We start from the raw sequence: 18,715 nt of genomic DNA on the forward strand, positions 1-18,715 counted from the left end.
CTCTTTTATCGGCTTGTTTTGCCGGCCAGCAATGAACGGGTCAGAATGATCACCGGCACCAGCCCGACCAATACCAAAAATACCGCCGACAGCGATGCCTGTTCCAACTGTTCGTCGGAAGTCAAGGTGAAAACATGGGTGGCAAGGGTGTCGAAATTAAACGGCCGCAACAGCAGCGAAGCGTTCAGCTCTTTCATGCTTTCCAAAAAAACCAGCATAAGTGCGGTCAGCAGCCCTTTACGCAATAACGGGAAATGCACCCTGAACAGCATTTTTAAGCCGTTGTAGCCCAGCGTGCGCGACGCCATATCCAACGACGGCGCAATTTTATTCAATGACGTGCCGACGCTGCCGATACTCATCGCCGAAAAACGAATGATATATGCCGACACCAATGCAAACATCGAACCGCTGAACACCAGCCCGACCAGCGGTTGGTTCAGCCAACGCATTAAATCGTTCAGCAGATGATCGGCGGTGGTGAGCGGAATCATTAAGCCGATCGCCAGCACCGTGCCCGGTACGGCATAGCCCAACGACGACAGCGGCAAACCGTAACGCGCCAAATATTGCCCGCTGCGGTTTTGCCGGTGATTGAGGCGTTGTTGGTTCAGCCGGCGGAAAAACAGCAATAACAGCGCCAGCAACACGCTGATCACCGCCGCCGTAATCGAAACCGACAGGCTGTTGTAAGCGTAACGCCAAAAGCGATCGTCCCACGACTGTTCAAAATAGTGATACGACCAATACAGCAGTTTTGCCAACGGCACAAAAAAGGCAAATCCGACCAAGCCCCAGCAATACGCCTGCGCCAACCACAATTTCCAACCGCTTAATGGTCGCAGCGGCTGATGGCGTTCGTAACCGCGTTGATAAAGTTTTTGTTTGCGCCGCCCGTGCCGCTCAACACTCAACAGCAGGAAAATCAGCAGCAACATCAACAGCGAAATGCGTGACGCCGTGCCCAGATCGCCCAACCCGAACCAAGTATCATAAACGGCGGTGGTCAAAGTCGGTACGGCGAAATAGGAAACCGTGCCGAAGTCCCCCAGCGTTTCCATCGCCACCAACGCAGCGCCGATTGCAATCGCCGGACGAGCCAGCGGAAAGGTGACTTTTTTGATTAATTGCCAACCGTTGACGCCTAACAGCTTAGCGCCGTTATTCAGGTTTTCCGATTGTTCCAGCAGTGCAATCCGAGTGAGTAAAAAGATGTAGGGATACAGCACCAGCGCCAGCACCACGCAAGCACCGCCTAAAGTGCGGATTGGCGGAAACCAGTAATCCAGCGCACTGTTCCAGCCGAAAAGCTGGCGCAGCAAGCCTTGCACCGGACCGGCATAATCCAATAAATCGGTGTAAAGATAACCGACCAGATAAGGCGGCATCGCCAACGGCAGACACATCACCCATTGCAGCACGCCCTGACCTTTAAAACGGTAGGTAGAGACAATCCAACTGCAAGGCAAAGCGAAAATCAGGCTCAGCACTACCGTACCCAACACCAGCAGCAGCGAATTTTTAAGATAGTCGAACAGCACGGTATTCCACAGGTGCGACACGCTGTCGTCGTTGGAAAACGTCGATTGATACAGAATTGCGATAATCGGCAACAGGAAAAAGGCGATGATCAATACCGCACTGAGAAACCAACTGGCACGCCAAAATTTATTCATGATGATTATTAGGGTCTGCTGATGTTTGTTTATAATTTGAGCTATAGATTATTTTTTGCTGCTACAAGCGCAAAAGAGCGGTTCGCACCGCTCTTTTTATACCATTAAAAATAGTACCGTTAAAAATGTTGTCGATTATAAATCAAATTTCACTTCATCGATCAATTTTAATGCTTTATCGTAATTTTCCGCAATAGTTTCCAACGGTAGGGTATCGGCTTTAAACGTGCCCCAAGATTGTACTTGCGCGGAGAACGGTACGCCCGCCTTGACCGGATATTCGTGGTTCAGTTCCGCATAGGCTTGCTGTGCGCTGTTGCCGCTTAAATACTCGACCAATTTCACCGCATTGGCTTTGTTCGGCGCGTGTTTTGCCACTACAACGCCGCTGATATTGACGTGCGTGCCGTAGGTGTCTTGGTTCGGGAAGTTCAGATAGGCCGCTTCCGCCCAGCTGCGTTGTTTGTCGTCGTCCAGCATTTTGCCGTAGTAGTAGCTGTTGCCGATGGCATAATCGCACACGCCTTCTTTGATCGCTTTCACTTGATCACGGTCGCCGCCTTGCGGTTTTTGCGCTAAGTTGGCTTTTAAACCTTGCAACCACGCTTTGGCAGTCGCTTCGCCGTCATGGGCGATCATCGAGGCGACTAAGGAAACGTTATAGGCATTTTTACCGGAACGCACGCACACTTTGCCTTTGTATTCCGGTTTTGCCAAATCGTAGTATGTGAAGCTGCCCGGCAGTTTGCCGACACGGTCTTTGGAAGAATAAATGACGCGCGCACGGGTGGTCAGCGCAAACCACTCTTCTTTGGAATCGCGATATTGTGCCGGAATGTTTTCTTCCAGCGTGTGGCTGTGAATCGGTTGCGCCAGACCGGCTTTCACCACGTCCATCACGCGTTTGATATCGACGGTCAACACCACATCGGCAGGGCTGAGTTCGCCTTCGCGTTTGATACGTTCCACCAAGCCTTTATCATCAAAAATCAGATTGACTTTGATGCCGCTGTCTTTTTCGAAGTTTTTCAGGATCGGCTCGATTAAATACGGTTGACGATAAGAATAGACATTCACTTCGGACGCGATTGCAGAAGTCGCCATCACCGCAGAAAATCCCAGCGCAATCGCTACATGACTTTTTTTCATTATTTCTCTCCCTAATTTATTTATTGGTTTGAATAGCCGCGCCAGTATAGGCTAAGTCAGCCCTATTCAAAAGAGAATTATTATCATTAGCCATAAATTTAGATCTGGATCACACTTTCCCACTAACCTTGCTAAAACTGAATGGGCTTTACTTTTTTCTCAGTGTGGGACTGCACTTTCACGCTAATTAAGGTAGAATCAAAAAATCCGAATTTTTGCTTTCATCAACTATTGAGGTCAACTATGCCGTTCAATTTGCGCAACCGCCATTTTCTGCGTTTAATGGATTTCACGCCGAACGAAATCCAATTCCTGCTCGATCTGTCCGCCGATCTGAAAAAAGCCAAATACAGCGGCACCGAACAGCCTCGCCTCAAGGGTAAAAATATCGCACTGATTTTTGAGAAAACCTCGACCCGCACTCGCTGCGCATTCGAAGTAGCGGCGTTCGATCAAGGCGCAAATGTCTCTTATATTGGACCGAACGGCTCACAAATCGGGCATAAAGAATCGATGAAAGACACCGCTCGCGTGTTAGGCAGAATGTATGACGGCATTCAATACCGCGGTTACGGACAGCAACTGGTGGAAACGCTGGCGGCATATTCCGGCGTACCGGTCTGGAACGGACTGACCGACGAATTCCACCCGACCCAAATTCTGGCGGATTTTCTCACCATGTTGGAGCATGGCAACGGCAAACGCTTGAATCAGATGAAATTAGCCTATTTAGGCGATGCGCGTAACAATATGGGCAACTCGTTTGTCGAGGGTGCGGCGTTGATGGGCTTGGATCTGCGTTTGGTCGCGCCGAAACAGTTTTGGCCGCAGCAGTCTTTATTAGATGAAGTGGCGGAAACCGCCGCCAAAAGCGGAGCGAAAATCACCTGCACCGAAAACGTCAACGACGGCGTAAAAGGGGTTGATTTCCTCTACACCGATGTCTGGGTGTCGATGGGCGAAGCGGCGGAAGCGTGGCAACAGCGGATCGAGTTGATGAAACCGTACCAAGTCAACCGCCGGCTGCTGGAGCTGACCGCCAATCCGCAGGTCAAATTCCTGCACTGTCTGCCGGCCTTCCACGACGATCAAACCACGATCGGACAAGAGATGTTAGCAAAGTACGGTATGAACGGTTTGGAAGTCACTGACGAGGTGTTCGAATCGGACGCCTCCATTGTCTTCGACGAAGCTGAAAACCGTATGCACACGATTAAAGCGGTGATGGTCGCCACCTTAGGCAGTTAATATTAATTGGTCAGGCGTATTGTCTGACCGCACTTTGATAATTTTGATAATAATGAGGACATTATGACAAACATCATTCACACCGAAAAAGCCCCGGCCGCTATCGGGCCTTATGTACAAGCCGTTGATTTAGGCAATCTGGTCTTGACCTCCGGTCAGATTCCGGTCAACCCAAGCAACGGCGAAGTGCCGCAAGCAATCAAAGCGCAAGCCCGCCAATCGTTGGAAAATGTGAAAGCGATTATCGAACAAGCCGGTTTGCAAGTGAAAGACATCGTCAAAACCACCGTCTTCGTGAAAGATTTAAACGACTTCGCCGACGTCAACGCCGAGTACGAAGCCTTTTTCAAAGAAAACAACCACCCGAATTTCCCGGCGCGTTCATGCGTGGAAGTCGCCCGCCTGCCGAAAGACGTCGGGGTGGAAATCGAAGCGATAGCGGTCAGAAAATAAATTTTTCTGTTGCCAAACCAGATGGCAAAACCATCGTAAAACCAGCAAAGTGCAGTCGGCTCGCCTGATTCCGACCGCACTTTGCCGCTTCTGCCCCTGCAACTGTCAAACGTAGCTGCAAAACGTAATTTTTCATATAGCCTTGCTGCGCGATCATGCGCTATCTGCATTCGCTGTCCCCGATAGTTCAATTTTTGGATTTGGTATAACTTTTGTTGCTTTAAAACCGCTTTCTTAGAATAAATATTCTTATTGAAATTAAATTAATTGAAAAAAATATAACAAAAGCGCAAAATCCCATTCATGACTTTTTAACTTTAGAGAGTGTTTTTTATGCAAAAAACAATAACCATGCCCAAAGTCGTGATTGTCGGCGGCGGCGCAGGCGGCTTGGAACTCGCCACCTTTTTAGGGCACAAATTAGGACGCAAACAAAAAGCCAGCGTCACCTTAATCGACCGCAACCAGACCCATTTATGGAAACCGTTGCTGCACGAAGTGGCGACCGGCTCGTTGGACGACGGCGTGGACGCACTCAGCTATCGCGCCCATGCCAAAAATCACGGTTTTGCGTTCCAACAAGGCAGCATAACCGCACTTTCGCGCCAAAACCGTAACGTCACCTTGGCGCCGATCAGTGACGACAACGGCGAATTGCTGGTGTCCGAACGCAAGATTCCGTATGACATTTTAGTGCTGGCAATCGGCAGCAAATCCAATGATTTCAACACCAAAGGCGTTGCCGAACACTGTATTTTCCTCGATAGTCCGGAGCAGGCACACCGCTTCCAACACAAAATGCTGGGCTTGTTTTTGAAATTTTCCGAAAACCGCACTTCGCCGGACACCGTCCAATTGGAGCAAAAACTGCCGCTGGTTGATCCGAACAACGTTAATATTGCGATTGTCGGCGCCGGCGCAACCGGCGTGGAGCTGTCGGCAGAACTGTACAACACCGCCAAATACCTCTCCTCTTACGGGTTCGGCAAAATCGATAACACCTGCCTGAAAGTGACGTTGGTGGAAGCCGGCAATAAAATTCTGCCGGCATTGCCGGAGCGGATCTCCGCCGCCGCCCATTACGAGTTGCAAAAACTGGGCGTCGACGTGCGCACCAACACCATGATCACCGAAGCCACCGCCACAGGGCTGCAAACCAAAGACGGCGAAACCATTCCGGCGGATTTAATGGTGTGGGCGGCAGGCATTCGCGCTTCCGACGTCACCCAACAATTCGACGGTTTGGAAGTGAACCGCATCAACCAACTGACGGTGAAGGACACGCTGCAAACCAGCTTGGACGATCAGATTTTCGCCATCGGCGACTGCGCTTTCCTGCTACAAAAAGACGGCAAACCGGTACCGCCGCGCGCACAAGCCGCACACCAAATGGCTACCACCTGCGGCAAAAACATCTTGGCGCTGTTAGAAAACAAACCGCTGAAAGCATTCACTTACTACGATCACGGCTCGCTGGTCTCGCTGTCGAAATTCAGCACCGTCGGCAGCTTGATGGGGAATTTAATGAAAGGCTCGATGACCATCGAAGGCCGCATCGCCCGTTTTGTCTACGTTTCGCTCTACCGCATGCACCAAGTCGCCCTGCACGGCTGCTTTAAAACCGGCCTAATCATGCTGGTCGGGCGCATCAACCGCTTTATTCGCCCGTCGATGAAGTTGCATTAATATAAAAGTGCGGTTTTAAACGATAAAAACGTTATTACGCTCAGTCTTAACGTTTTTTATTTTCTGCCGCACTGTCATCAAACCGTCATCTTTGTTGTTTAAGATAGGGCTGCTGAACCAAAAGGAGAGCCTTATGTCAAACCAATACAAAAAATATTATCTGCCTGCCCTGCTGACTGCACTTTTACTGCCGCCAACCGCTTTCGCCGCTGCGGCTGAGCGTGCGCCAAACAAACCGCAACTTATCGCCCACCGTGGCGGCACTGCCGACGCACCGGAAAATACGCTTTATGCGATTGAGCAAGCGTTGAGAAATGGTGCCGATGCGATTTGGGTCACGGTGCAGTTATCACAAGACAACATTCCGGTGCTGTATCGCCCGAGTGATTTATCCGCCCGTACCAATCTGAACGGTGCGGTTTCATCTTATACCGCAGCGCAGTTACAACAAGCGGATGCCGCCTGGCTGTTTGATAAAGACAACAACTACCCGTTGCGCCGACAAGCAATCGGCGTGCCCAGCCTCAGTGCGGTCTTGGCACAATTTCCGCAAACGTTTTTCTATCTGGATTTGAAATCGCCCGATGCCGAGCCGCAAGCGTTTGCCGACGCGGTGCGCAAAACCGTGCACGACGCAAACGCGCAACAACGCATTCGGATTTATTCCACCGAACAAGCGTTTACCGCCGCGATCGGCGACAGCCTGCCGACCTTTGCCAGCCGCGATACCACCCGTAATTTTCTGGCGCAAACCGCACTTGCCGGTGATCGTTGCCCGAATGAAGCGTTAACACAAACCTTGTGGCACGGCTTTGAATTGAACCGCAAAGTGAAAGTGGTGGAAACCTTTACCTTGGGCGAAGGCGTAAGTGAAGGCGTACTCACTTGGTCGCCGCATGAGGTGAATTGTTTTAACCAAACGGCGGCGCAACACATTATTTTATTCGGCATCAACAACGCCGCAGACTACCAAAGAGCAGTCGAATTAAACGTGGACGGCGTAATGGTCGATTCGCCGAAGCAAGCGGCTGAATTCGCCAAATAACGAAAACCCCTTACCGCACTTTGATTTCTTCAAACTGCGCTAAGGGGCTTATTTTGCTTACGGGTTACTGCTGCATAACTTCAAGCAACTGGGTTTCGCCGCTGTTGTCGTCCACGCCGTCGTTGTCATTGACGATAAACACGCGTCCGTTTTTACTGACGGTCAGCCCTTCGATTTTTTCAGAGACTAAACCGTTGGCGGCTTTGAGGTCGTCCATCAAATCGCGGACTAAGGTTTTGCTCACGGTGTCGCCGGCGTTGACCACACTTAAATCAATTTGGTAAATGCGTTTAATCGCGGCGTCCGGACCGCCTTGATCGTCACGTTCCAGCACCCAGAAAATGCCGTTGCCGCGAGCAGTGAGATCAGAAATGCCGACCCAGCCGCCGTTTTGCGACGCGACGTTTTCCAACGGATAGAACACGAACGACCATTGCTTGTCGGTTAAATCATAGATGCCGATGCGCGGTTGTTGCTCTTTGCCCCATGCGCGCTGGAACGCCACATAGACTTTGCCCTGATCGACGGCAACCCCTTCAAAGCCGAAACGCAGTTGTATGCCATTCACCTCCGGCGGCAGTTGTACCACCTCGCTGATTTCGCCTTGCGCAGTTAATTTTAATAACAAGTTCGGCGATTTGAGCGGCCGTTTTTCATCGCCGACCGTACCTGCACCTTCGGAGGCAAGCCAGAAATTACCGTCTTGATCCACCGCAATGCCTTCCGGATCAAGATTGACGCTCAAATCATCATTCACTAGTGTTGCTTCGGCACCGAATACTTGGCTCAGCAGTTTATGGCTGTCTTTAATCCGGATTGCGTCCACGATTTGCGCCGGTTTCTGTGCCACGTCCAACACAAAAATCCGATTGCTGCCGAAAAAGCTGTCTTCAATGCTGTACAGTTTATTCTCATCGCGTGGATCCGCCGCCAAACCGGACAACGCCGCCCACGGAATCGGGCTGCCGTCTTTCACCACCGATTGCAGGGTCGGGTAATTGGCAGTCGTTGCGCCATATTCATAAATTGAAATGCTGGAACGAATTTTATCTTTGCGGCTATCCGCCTCGCTTGCTACCACCAATGCGTTGCGGCTCGCAATCGCGTAAGCCCCTTCCGGCGCCACGCCAACCGGCAGTGCCTGCTTGAATTTCGGTTCGGCAGGATTATCGACGTTATACACAAACACTAAACTGGCACGCTCAGAGTTGACAAACAGCAAGCGTTCGCCGTTAAACACGCCGACTTCGACGTTTTCCGGTTCGTTGCCTTTGTTTTCCGAACGTTTATCCGGATAATGTCCGAATTGCACCGCCAAATGATCAAGCGCATTGCCCGAATCCCACACCAGCTCGCCTTGGGTATTGAAAATGCTGAAACCACGGCTGCCGCCTTTCCAGTCGCCCTCGTTGGCAGTGGCAAAATGCTGATTATCGATCCACGCCACGCCGTCCGGCTCGCGCGCCACGTCATTTAGCGATTCGGTTAGTTTGATTTGCAGTGGTTTTTCTTCGGTTGCGTCCACTTGCGTCAGGTTCACGCTGCCGGCGGAAAAATGGTTAATCACTTCGCCTTTCGCCAAGTCAACCAACACAATGGCGTTATTTTCCTGCAGGGTCAGCACCGCAATATTGTCTTGGTTAATATCGACATATTCCGGTTCCGGATCTTCAGGAAATAAGGCGTTATCCAAGCCGGTCAATTCGACCTTGCGTACCGTCCAATTCGCCGGATTGGCGTCGGCGGTATCAATCACGCTGAGATAGCCGGCAGGCAGTTGTGGTAAAGCGCCTTTATTTTTGTCTTCATCACGCTCGTTTTCAATCGCGACGGCGGCAAAGTTGCCGTCCGGACTAATCGCCACCGAATCCGGTTGCCCGCCCAACGGCAGGGTCGCCAGCAATTCATAACTGTCCAGATTAAATACCTGTAGTTCACCAGAAGTATCGACATAATCTTTTGAGGTATTGACCGCCACTAAGGCAAACCGCGCTTTGACCGCAACCGAAGTCGGTTCGCCGTTCAGCTTAACGATTTTTTTCGCTTTCGGTTGCGCTAAATCGCTAATATCGACAAAACCAAGCTGTTTCGCCGGGCTGTCGCTATACACCACGGTTTTGCCCTCTTTGTCGGCATACAGAATTTCCGCTGAGGTTTCACGGTCATCGTTGCACTCGGCTTGCAGTTGCGAACACACCGCAAACGTGGCGACACGGTTGAAATATTGGCTTTCGGCTGCGTTGGCTGAATTGATGGAAAGTGCGGTGGTGACGGCTAACGAGAGGGTTTTTAATTGGAATAATTTGAATGACATACAGGCTCCTTTTGCATTAATCAGTATAATAAGAGCCTTATTTTTGCATAACTTTATGACAGCTTGATGACAACGGCCACAGCAAACAAAATAAACCGCACTTGCTTGTTTTTAAACAAAAAGTGCGGTTTAAGCACTACTGCAACACCGTTTTTAAACGGGCACCGGCAAAGACATAGCCCAACTCCTCATCATAACGCAGGGAAAAATGGGAAAATAACAGCAAGAAATTCTCGCCCTGTAACACCAAAAACTGATCGCTGAGCGCTTGCAATTCTTGTTCGCTATATCGGGTTTTCAAGACAAAGCCGTTTTTCAGCAAAATCTGATTAATGGCTTGGTTGAAGTCCAGTTCAAAATTGACACCATGTTCTGCAAATCGGTAGCGATATTGCATCTCCTCCACTGTTCTGGCATTGAGATAGTAACTGCCCCTCAGCATCGTTTGATATGGCTGTTTTAGCGCAATCGCCCTGACATCGGCATAATCAGAATAGTGCATTTGTTGCGCCGGTTGGGACTTGATCCCCTCGCTCGTACCGGCTAATTCGGCAAAATGTTGCCCATAACGTGCATTTATCTGCCCACGCTGTGCATAGTTCCAGTTCAAATTGCGCGCCTGAGCGGATAAATGATGATAATCCTGTCGTTGCTGCTTGGAAAAACCGGCTTGTGCGACGCTATCGGGCAGCGCTTTGATTTTGCCCTGTTCATCTAATAAATCAAGTTGTTGTAACTGCCGATCAAATCTTGCCAATTGGTTGTCGAAGGCGATTTGTGCCGGATTCAACACCCAGCCGAGCAAGATAACCGTCAACGCAATCAGCCCGGCAAAAGTGCGGTATTGCCCGTTGAATGTCCGCAGGGATAACACGATAAACAGCGTGGTTAATGCCACCAACGCCAACAGATAGATCCGCACTTCGGTCAGCCCGTAAGCACTCAGCCGTTGATACACCGCAAACCACAGCAGCGCCAACGGCAGCAAGGCGATCAAGGCAAAAATGCGGTAAAAACCCTGCCATTTCGGCGAAATTTGTAACAGTTGCACGCTTTTTAAGGCAAGACCACACAACAAATACGGCAACACAATATAGCTGATTTGCCCCTGCGGCATCTCGCCAAGCAAGATAATGCGTGCGCTGTAGCAATACAACAGCAGACTGTAAATGATCAGTGCCGGAGAAAGGACGAAATCGAGCAACAGTCGCCCGAAATGCCCTAGATCAAATGGTTTCGCACCCTTGTTTTGTTCAAACAGCAGAAAGAACAGGGGGAAGACACTGAAATAAGTAAACGGCAGTATTCGCTGCATAATACGGCCAAACGGCAACTCCAAATTAAACAGCAGTTCGATACTGCCCAGTAACGCCAAAAACAGCAGCCATACGATAGCCTTAATCAGCAAGGCTTTGGCAATATTCCATGTCGTTTGCAGAAAATGGGTGATAAAAGTGCGGTTTTCCTGCGCCCAGCCACGCGCCAACAAACACAGCAGCAACAGCAGCTGCAACGCCCAAAAACGGCGATCTTGCAGATAATCCTCCGGCATCAATCCGTTATTTAGCTGCCAGAACAGCACCAACGGCACCAGCAAAGCGGAAAACCAATAGGCGGGTTTATACCGGTTGAGTAAATAACTCAGGACAAAAAATGCCGGCGCAAACAGCCAATAGCGCAATAAATCGCCGCCTTTAAAGTCAACAAGATCAAAAAACAGAAACGGCAGGGAAAACAGCATAATCCACAGCATTTCGAGCGGATATTGCTTCGCCAGCGGTCGTATTTGCACCAACAAATCGGTCAAACGGGTTTTAAATTGTAATATCATCTGTTAATCCAATCGCTTAATTATAGGAGTTGTTATTTCAGTCCGCCTTGCAGCACTGCCTGCAACACCGGCAAATGGCTGTGTTCAATCGCTTTGGCGGCGGTTAATAACGTCAGGCGGTTGTGTTGCGCGTGCAGCCGGCGCAACTGCTGTAAATCCGCCTGTACTGCCTCGGCACTCAATTCATGGCGATAGCGCAGGCAAAATTCGTCATAGTGCGCAAGCGGATCTTGGTGCAACCATTGCCGCAGTTCGTCGGACGGCGTGACCGATTTCAGCCACAGCACGCCCTCCAACCGCACTTTGGCAATCCCGCGCGGCCACAGCCGATCTGCCAGCACCGCTGGAAAACGCGGCTGATCGGAGTCGTTTACAAAATCATAGACCCGTTTGAGTTGATACATATTATCCTCCGGTTATTCATCTATTCAGCGGCACAAGATTTGATTTTTCAACTCAACTGATAATAACACGGGCATCTGAATATAAAAAAGCAACTTACTTCACAAAAGGCAAGTTGCTTTTTATCGCGGAAAACCGATTTATCAGCTACCGATTGCCGTTCCTGCGGTCATATGCAATCCGTAAAATAGGGTTCGCCCAATCAGTTCGGCAAATAAAATACAGAGTACGCACAAACAAAGTGACAGTCGGGCACCTGATTGGATACTGCGACTGTAAAACAGCAAACCGATACCGACAAACAGTAATGCGATCCGAACCATCATCATGTTGCCGTAATCCGCCACCAACGTGCTGGCTTTTTGGACGGAAGTCTGAATATCGGACAATGAAAAAGCTTGGGAAACCGTCAACAGTATTGCCGCAACCAGCGCCAATAATAAAATCGGCGGCACAAAACGCAGCTGAACCGGCGTTACATCAGCGAAACGCAGCAACGCATAACCCAGTGCAAAACCGGATAAGATCGCCGTCAGGAGAAAGGCGCTCGGCGTGTAAGGGTTATCCCAAGTCGGCACGGTACTGATCAGATATACCGAACTCATGATAAACATAAACAGACAGCCGTAGGCAATCACCAACACTAACCAGAGTTTATCCAGTGCCGATGGCATTTTTTTGATGAAATGCAGCAACCAATAGAGTCCGGCTACTGCAAAAAAGAGCATGCCGCCGGCAATTTCATTGCTCAATGCCGATTCCCCGATTCGATTTAGCGAATTAAAGGCACGCAACGGCGAGCCTAAGTGCATAATTGAAGCGACAAAAGCAAGCCCTAACAAAATTAACGGCAGTAACAAAAACAGTATGACTTTGCGTTGCCGTGGCGGATTATCCGTCGGCAACAACAAATATACCGCCATCAGCATTATGGCGCCGACCGCACTTTGCGCCAGCACGGTGAACAGTACCAGCGGTAATTCATGTAATCCGGCATTCATGTTACACCTCCCTCGGGTTAGCTAAAAATCCACTGGTATCGCCACTCGGACGGGCGTTTTTATTCGGTTTGATCACTAAATTCGGGTGGGTATATTGCGCCGCTGGCAATGGCGCCAATGCAGCCAATTCACCGTATTTCCGGCGCAATTCGGCGATCGGGGCGAAATCCAGCGCCCGCAACGGGCAAGAATCGACACAGATCGGTTTTTGTCCCGCTTTGACCCGTGAATAGCAACCGTCGCATTTTGTCATATGTCCCTTGGCTTCGCTGTATTGCGGTGCATCGTATGGACACGCCATATGGCAATAGCGGCAACCGATACAGGTTTCTTCGTTGACGATCACAAAACCGTCCGCGTTTTTATGCATCGCTCCGCTCGGACACACTTTGACACAAGCGGGATCGTCGCAGTGGTTACACGAAATCGACAGGTAATAAGAGAAAACATTCTGCTGCCAGCAGTTGCCGCTTGCCAGCCAATCGCCGCCGGCATACTCGTAAATCCGGCGATAATTCACATCTACCGGCAAATCTTTATAATCCTTGCAAGCCAATTCGCAGGTTTTGCAACCGGTACAGCGATCCGAATCAATGTAAAAACCATATTGCTCACTCATAATTCACTCTCCCTTACACTTTCTCAATCTGCACTAGGTTAGAATGCTGCGGATTGCCCTTCGCCAATGGCGACGGGCGCTGGGTGGTGAGGACGTTAATGCAGCCACTGTGATCGATTTTATCAGCACCCGCCATATACCATGCCCCTTCACTCAATGCCACAACACCGGGAATAATCCGCGGCGTCACTTTAGCGTTAATCCGCACTTCCCCTCGGTCATTGAAAATCCGCACGATATCGCCATTACTGATCTTACGCGGCGCGGCATCTAACGGGTTAATCCAAATTTCTTGCGGGCAAGCCGCTTTGATCAATTCGACATTGCCATAAGTGGAATGGGTTCTGGCTTTGTAATGAAAACCGCTCAGTTGCAATGGAAATTTTTCCATCAACGGATCGCCGTAATGTTCAAAGCTGTCAACGTGTATCGGTAACGGATCAATCACTTCATCTTTTTGCAAAATCCATGTTTGCGCAATGTCGGCCAGTTGCTCGGAATAAATTTCGATTTTGCCTGACGGCGTGCTTAACGGATTGTTGTACGGATCTTGCCTAAATTGCCGGTAGGCGACATGGAATCCTTGCGGATCGTGTTTTTTATAAATCCCCATTTGCCGAAAATCTTCAAAGTGCGGTAATTCGGGGAGGTTTTCTCTTGATTGTTGATATAGATGGCGCAGCCACTCCTCTTGACTGCGCCCCTCCGTAAACTGCTGTTCAACCCCCATATGTTTGGCTAAATCACTCAACATATCGTAGATATTACGGCATTCGAATTGAGGCTGGATAACTTGATCGGCAAAAATAACATAATTCATATTGCCGGCAGAAGCGTCCATACAAAAATCCATCTGCTCTGATGCCGTACAATCCGGCAGTAAAATATCAGCATATTTTGCGCTGGAGGTCATATGGTTATCAATGACCACGATCATTTCACATTGTTTGTCATCCTGCAGGATTTCATGGGTGCGGTTTATCTCGGAATGCTGATTCACCAAGCAGTTACTCGCATAATTCCAAACAAACTTGATCGGTACAGTTAATTTTTCCACACCGCGAATGCCGTCTTTAGTCGCCGTCATTTCGGCACCGCGAATAATGGCGTCGGTCCAAAGAAACATCGGGATACTGGCTTGCACCGGATTGGTCAATGTCGGCATTCTGACGAACGGAATTCGGTATCCGCCTTCCCTAGCGCCGCTATTCCCGCCATTGATACCGACGTTACCGGTCAAAATCGGTAACATCGCAATCGCGCGTGAAATCAGCTCTCCGTTACTGCGTCGTTGCGGCCCCCAGCCTTGGCTGATGTAGCAAGGTTTGGTGCTGCCGATTTCGCGTGCCAGTTTGATAATTTTGTCTGCCGGAATACCGGTAATTTGTGCCGCCCAGTCCGGCGTTTTGGCAATGCCGTCATTGCCTTCACCCAAAATATACGCTTTATAATGACCGTTTTTAGGCGCATTATCCGGCAATGTTTTTTCATCATAACCAACGCAGTATTTATCTAAAAACGGCTGGTCAACCCTATCTTCAGTAATCAATACATAAGCTATCGCCGCAACTAAAGCGGCATCGGTGCCGGGACGAATCGGAATCCATTCGTCCTCCCGTCCGGCGCCGGTATCGGTATAACGCGGATCAATCACAATTAATTTCGCATTGGAGCGTTCTCTTGCCTGCTCCAAGTGGTAAGTGATCCCGCCGCCGCTCATGCGGGTTTCCGCCGGATTATTACCGAACAAGACCACCAATTTGCTATTGGCAATATCTGCCGTATCGTTGCCGTCTGCCCAGCCGCCATAGGTATAATTTAGCCCTACGGCAATTTGCGCGGTACTATAATCGCCATAATGATTCAAATATCCGCCGCAACAATTCATCAAGCGGGCAACCAAGGTACCGCCCGGCGGCCAAGATTTAGTTATGGTGCCGCCGAGCGTTCCTGTACCGTAATTCAAATAAACGGCTTCGTTACCATAATCCCGAATAATCCGTTTCAACGAACCGGCTATTTCCGTCAGCGCTTCGTCCCAGCTGATTTTCTTGAATTTCCCTTCGCCGCGTTTTCCTACGCGTTTCATTGGGTATTTCAACCGATCCGGATTATAAACACGTTGCCGCATGGAACGGCCGCGCAAACAAGCGCGTATCTGGTTATCAACGCCGTAAGTATCGGTGCCGGTATTATCACTTTCCACATAGGTGATCTGCCCGTCAACCACATGCATTCTTAACGGACAACGGCTTCCGCAGTTTACGGTACAGGCACTCCAAATTACTTTTTCGCCGTCCGTATCCGGCACGATACTTTTTTCTTCCGCTTTCGGCGAAAACGGCAGCGATATCCCAGCCGCTATCGTGGCCAACCCGGTATTTTTCAATAATGTCCTTCGCTTGATATCATAATCGATCATGTTCTTTATTCTGTTTTTCATCGAAAACCTCCAATAGCACAATTCATTTGATTAAAACAAAAAACCATAATAAAAATATGATTAATATCAATCATACGGTGTCTAGCTCTCAAAATACGGTCTAAAATTGATCGGTATCAACTTGAAATAATGAGAATTATTTTAAATTCAATTGTGATCGCCTTACACTTTTTCTATCTGTACCAAATTCGAATGCTGCGGATTTCCCTTCGCCAACGGCGACGGGCGCTGGGTGGTGAGGACGTTGATACTGCCGTTATGGTCTATTTTATCCCCCCACATATTTGCCCTGTGCCAAGCACCTTGTCCCATACCCAGTACGCCGGGCATAATTCTTGGGGTGACTTTCGCTTCAATGCGGGTTTCTCCGATTTCATTGAAAATACGCACCAAATCTCCGCTTTGAATATTGCGCGATTTGGCATCAAGCGGATTAATCCATACTTCTTGCGGACAAGCGCTTTCCAACACATCAATATTGCCATAGCTGGAATGGGTGCGTGATTTATAGTGGAAGCCGACAAGTTGCAATGGAAACTGTCCGGTTTTCGCCTCTTCGTGGCTATAAAAACCGGAATGGTAAATCGGCAAAGGATGAATCACCTCATCTGCTTTCAGCTCCCACGTCGCAGCAATTTCGGCCAGTCTGGAGGAGTAAATTTCGATTTTTCCAGAAGGGGTTGCCAACGGATTCGCCTCTGGGTCATCTCTGAAAGCCTTATAGGCAATCAGATGGCCTTTCGGATCTTTTTTCTTGAAGATTCCCATTTTCTTCAATTCGTCATAGCTAGGTAAATCGGCGTCCATAATGCGCATTTCACGATACAAATGCTGTAGCCACTGCTCCTGAGTACGCCCTTCGGAGAATTGATGATAAACATCATCTCCAAGGCGCTTGGCAATATCACACAGAATTTGATAAATCGGTCGCCGCTCAAATTTTGCACTGGTCGCCGGTTGCCCGAAAATCAGATAGCCCATATTGCCGGCATAATCATTCGGTATAATATCTTCCTGCTCGGTGGTCATTAAATCAGGCAATAAAATATCCGCATATTTAGCCGACGCGGTCATAAAATTTTCAATGACGACAATCATTTCACACTTGCTTTCGTCCTGTAAAACTTCATGGGTTTTATTAATATCGGAATGCTGATTGATAATGGTATTGCCGGCATAATTCCACAGGAATTTAATCGGCACGTCCAATTTGTCTTTTCCCTGAATCCCATCTTTTAATGCCGTCATTTCGGCGCCGCGCTCAATTGCGTCCGTCCACATAAATACCGGGATTTTGGTTTGCACCGGATTAGTCAAAACAGGGAAGCGTTTTATGGTGATCGTGTATGTACTTTCTCTGGCGCCGGAGTTGCCGCCGCTGATGCCGACATTGCCGGTCAGAATAGGCAACATTGCAATTGCCCGCGCGGTCAGCTCGCCGTTTGATTGCCGTTGCGGCCCCCAGCCTTGACTGATATAGCAAGGTTTGGTGCTGCCGATTTCGCGCGCCAGTTTGATGATTTTGTCTGCCGGAATACCGGTAATTTGTGCCGCCCAGTCCGGCGTTTTGGCAATGCCGTCATCGCCTTGCCCTAAAATATACGCCTTATAGTGACCGTTTGCCGGTGCATCGGCAGGCAGTGTTTTTTCATCATAGCCGATACAGTATTTATCTAAAAAATCTTGATCAATCAGATTTTCAGTAATCAATACATAAGCTATCGCCGAAACTAAAGCAGCATCGGTGCCGGGGCGAATCGGAATCCATTCGTCCTCCCGTCCGCCTGCCGTATCGGTGTAGCGCGGATCAATCACGATTAACTTGGCATTGGAGCGTTCTCTTGCCTGCTCCAAATAGTAAGTGATTCCAGCGCCGCTCATACGGGTTTCCGCCGGATTATTGCCGAAATAAACGACTAATTTCGAATTCACGATATCCGAAGTGCTGTTGCCGACATTGGAGCCGTAAGTAAACGGCATTGCCCGGGCTATCTGTGCCGTGCTGTAAGTGCCGTATTGGTTCAGAAAACCGCCGTAGCAGTTCATTAGGCGCGCCATTGCCGATGCGTAAGCGGAAGAACGGGTGATATTGCCGCCGACAATACCGGAGCAATAATTGAGATAAACCGCCTCATTGCCATACTCTTTGACAATCCGTTTTAAGTTGTCGGCAATCGTATCCAATGCTTCGTCCCAGCTGATCCGTTTGAATTTCCCTTCTCCGCGCTTACCTACCCTTTTCATCGGGTAATTTAATCTGTCAGGGTGATTCATTCGCCGGCGGATTGAGCGCCCCCGCAAACAGGCTCGCACCTGATGGTCACCATATTCGTCATTGCCGGTATTATCCGTTTCCACCCAAAGAGCCTCGTCCTGCTTTACATGCATGCGCAATGCGCAGCGGCTGCCGCAATTAACCGAACACATGCTCCACACAATCTTCTCGTCTTGGGGGACTGAAACACCATTCTCTCCGGCTTTCGCGGAAAAGGGCAGCGTCACCCCCGCCGCAATACCGGCTAAGCCCGCCTTTTTTAATAACGCTCTTCTGCCGATATCGCAAGTCGGGATAGCTTCAAATATACTCTCCATTAAATATTCCTCCGAATGATCGCACTGTTTTTATTAGAGCAAAAAACCAGCTAAACATTATGATTCATATCAATCGGAGTAAGTAAAAAACCGAATTCCCTACCTAAAATTGATTAGCGTCAAACCAGAATAATGAGAATGATTTTAATTTATTGAAAAATCAGCTTTTTCTTTGCTTTTGCGGTCTGGTTTGACCTAGAGCAACCGCACTTTGGCAAATTGTGTTAGAGTGAAGTTCCAATTCACTTAACATGAT

The 18,715-nt window shown here is 49.2% G+C and carries 14 protein-coding genes; 4 read left to right on the forward strand and 10 right to left on the reverse strand.

Annotated elements, in window-relative coordinates; translation table 11 throughout:
• Positions 1-5 precede the first annotated feature (5 nt).
• Together B8880_RS02750 and B8880_RS02755 are read right to left on the reverse strand one after the other, a co-directional pair.
• The gene (locus B8880_RS02750) at positions 6-1,676 is read right to left on the reverse strand and encodes an ABC transporter permease (protein WP_084255883.1); all 1,671 of its coding nucleotides are present in this window, start codon (positions 1,674-1,676) and stop codon (positions 6-8) included.
• Between the two features lie 135 nt (positions 1,677-1,811).
• Complete coding sequence (locus B8880_RS02755) at positions 1,812-2,825, reverse strand: Fe(3+) ABC transporter substrate-binding protein (RefSeq protein ID WP_084255884.1); 1,014 nt, start codon at positions 2,823-2,825, stop codon at positions 1,812-1,814.
• Positions 2,826-3,068: 243 nt separating this feature from the next.
• Between B8880_RS02755 and argF the strand changes: the two genes are divergently transcribed.
• Both argF and B8880_RS02765 read left to right on the forward strand, forming a co-directional pair.
• Positions 3,069-4,073, forward strand: coding sequence for an ornithine carbamoyltransferase (gene argF / locus B8880_RS02760; protein WP_084255885.1), 1,005 nt, complete (start codon positions 3,069-3,071; stop codon positions 4,071-4,073).
• Between the two features lie 63 nt (positions 4,074-4,136).
• Positions 4,137-4,526, forward strand: coding sequence for a RidA family protein (locus B8880_RS02765; protein WP_084255886.1), 390 nt, complete (start codon positions 4,137-4,139; stop codon positions 4,524-4,526).
• Here the strand turns inward: B8880_RS02765 and B8880_RS14355 are convergent.
• A complete protein-coding gene (locus tag B8880_RS14355) occupies positions 4,516-4,662 on the reverse strand; it encodes a hypothetical protein (protein ID WP_159460709.1) in 147 nt (48 codons plus the stop codon). The genes B8880_RS02765 and B8880_RS14355 overlap by 11 nt on opposite strands.
• A gap of 215 nt (positions 4,663-4,877) precedes the next feature.
• Between B8880_RS14355 and B8880_RS02770 the strand changes: the two genes are divergently transcribed.
• Together B8880_RS02770 and B8880_RS02775 are read left to right on the forward strand one after the other, a co-directional pair.
• Entirely contained in the window at positions 4,878-6,212 is a 1,335-nt protein-coding gene (locus B8880_RS02770; protein WP_084255887.1) for an NAD(P)/FAD-dependent oxidoreductase, read from the forward strand.
• Positions 6,213-6,345: 133 nt separating this feature from the next.
• Positions 6,346-7,257: a glycerophosphodiester phosphodiesterase family protein gene (locus B8880_RS02775; RefSeq protein ID WP_084255888.1), complete on the forward strand. Its 912-nt coding sequence runs from the start codon at positions 6,346-6,348 to the stop codon at positions 7,255-7,257.
• 64 nt (positions 7,258-7,321) lie between these two features.
• Here B8880_RS02775 and B8880_RS02780 read toward each other — a convergent pair whose 3' ends face one another.
• The 7 genes from B8880_RS02780 to B8880_RS02810 all read right to left on the reverse strand — a co-directional run bounded on the left by B8880_RS02780 (position 7,322) and on the right by B8880_RS02810 (position 18,459).
• The gene (locus tag B8880_RS02780) at positions 7,322-9,571 is read right to left on the reverse strand and encodes an esterase-like activity of phytase family protein (RefSeq protein WP_084255889.1); all 2,250 of its coding nucleotides are present in this window, start codon (positions 9,569-9,571) and stop codon (positions 7,322-7,324) included.
• 136 nt (positions 9,572-9,707) lie between these two features.
• Positions 9,708-11,402: a DUF4153 domain-containing protein gene (locus B8880_RS02785; RefSeq protein ID WP_084255890.1), complete on the reverse strand. Its 1,695-nt coding sequence runs from the start codon at positions 11,400-11,402 to the stop codon at positions 9,708-9,710.
• Positions 11,403-11,434: 32 nt separating this feature from the next.
• Entirely contained in the window at positions 11,435-11,806 is a 372-nt protein-coding gene (locus tag B8880_RS02790) for a DUF488 domain-containing protein (RefSeq protein WP_084255891.1), read from the reverse strand.
• 141 nt (positions 11,807-11,947) lie between these two features.
• Entirely contained in the window at positions 11,948-12,805 is an 858-nt protein-coding gene (locus B8880_RS02795; protein ID WP_084255892.1) for a DmsC/YnfH family molybdoenzyme membrane anchor subunit, read from the reverse strand.
• 1 nt (position 12,806) lies between these two features.
• Positions 12,807-13,424 carry a DMSO/selenate family reductase complex B subunit gene (locus B8880_RS02800; protein WP_084255893.1) on the reverse strand — a complete coding sequence of 206 codons (618 nt, stop codon included), beginning with the start codon at positions 13,422-13,424 and terminating at the stop codon, positions 12,807-12,809.
• 13 nt (positions 13,425-13,437) lie between these two features.
• Positions 13,438-15,846 (reverse strand): DMSO/selenate family reductase complex A subunit, encoded by a 2,409-nt coding sequence (locus B8880_RS02805; protein ID WP_115306330.1) that lies wholly within the window; start codon positions 15,844-15,846, stop codon positions 13,438-13,440.
• A 183-nt stretch (positions 15,847-16,029) separates the two neighbouring features.
• A complete protein-coding gene (locus B8880_RS02810; RefSeq protein ID WP_084255895.1) occupies positions 16,030-18,459 on the reverse strand; it encodes a DmsA/YnfE/YnfF family dimethyl sulfoxide reductase in 2,430 nt (809 codons plus the stop codon).
• Positions 18,460-18,715: the final 256 nt, after the last annotated feature.

The sequence above is a fragment of the Pasteurella testudinis DSM 23072 genome (assembly GCF_900176075.1).
Taxonomy (GTDB): Bacteria; Pseudomonadota; Gammaproteobacteria; order Enterobacterales; family Pasteurellaceae; genus Chelonobacter; species Chelonobacter testudinis.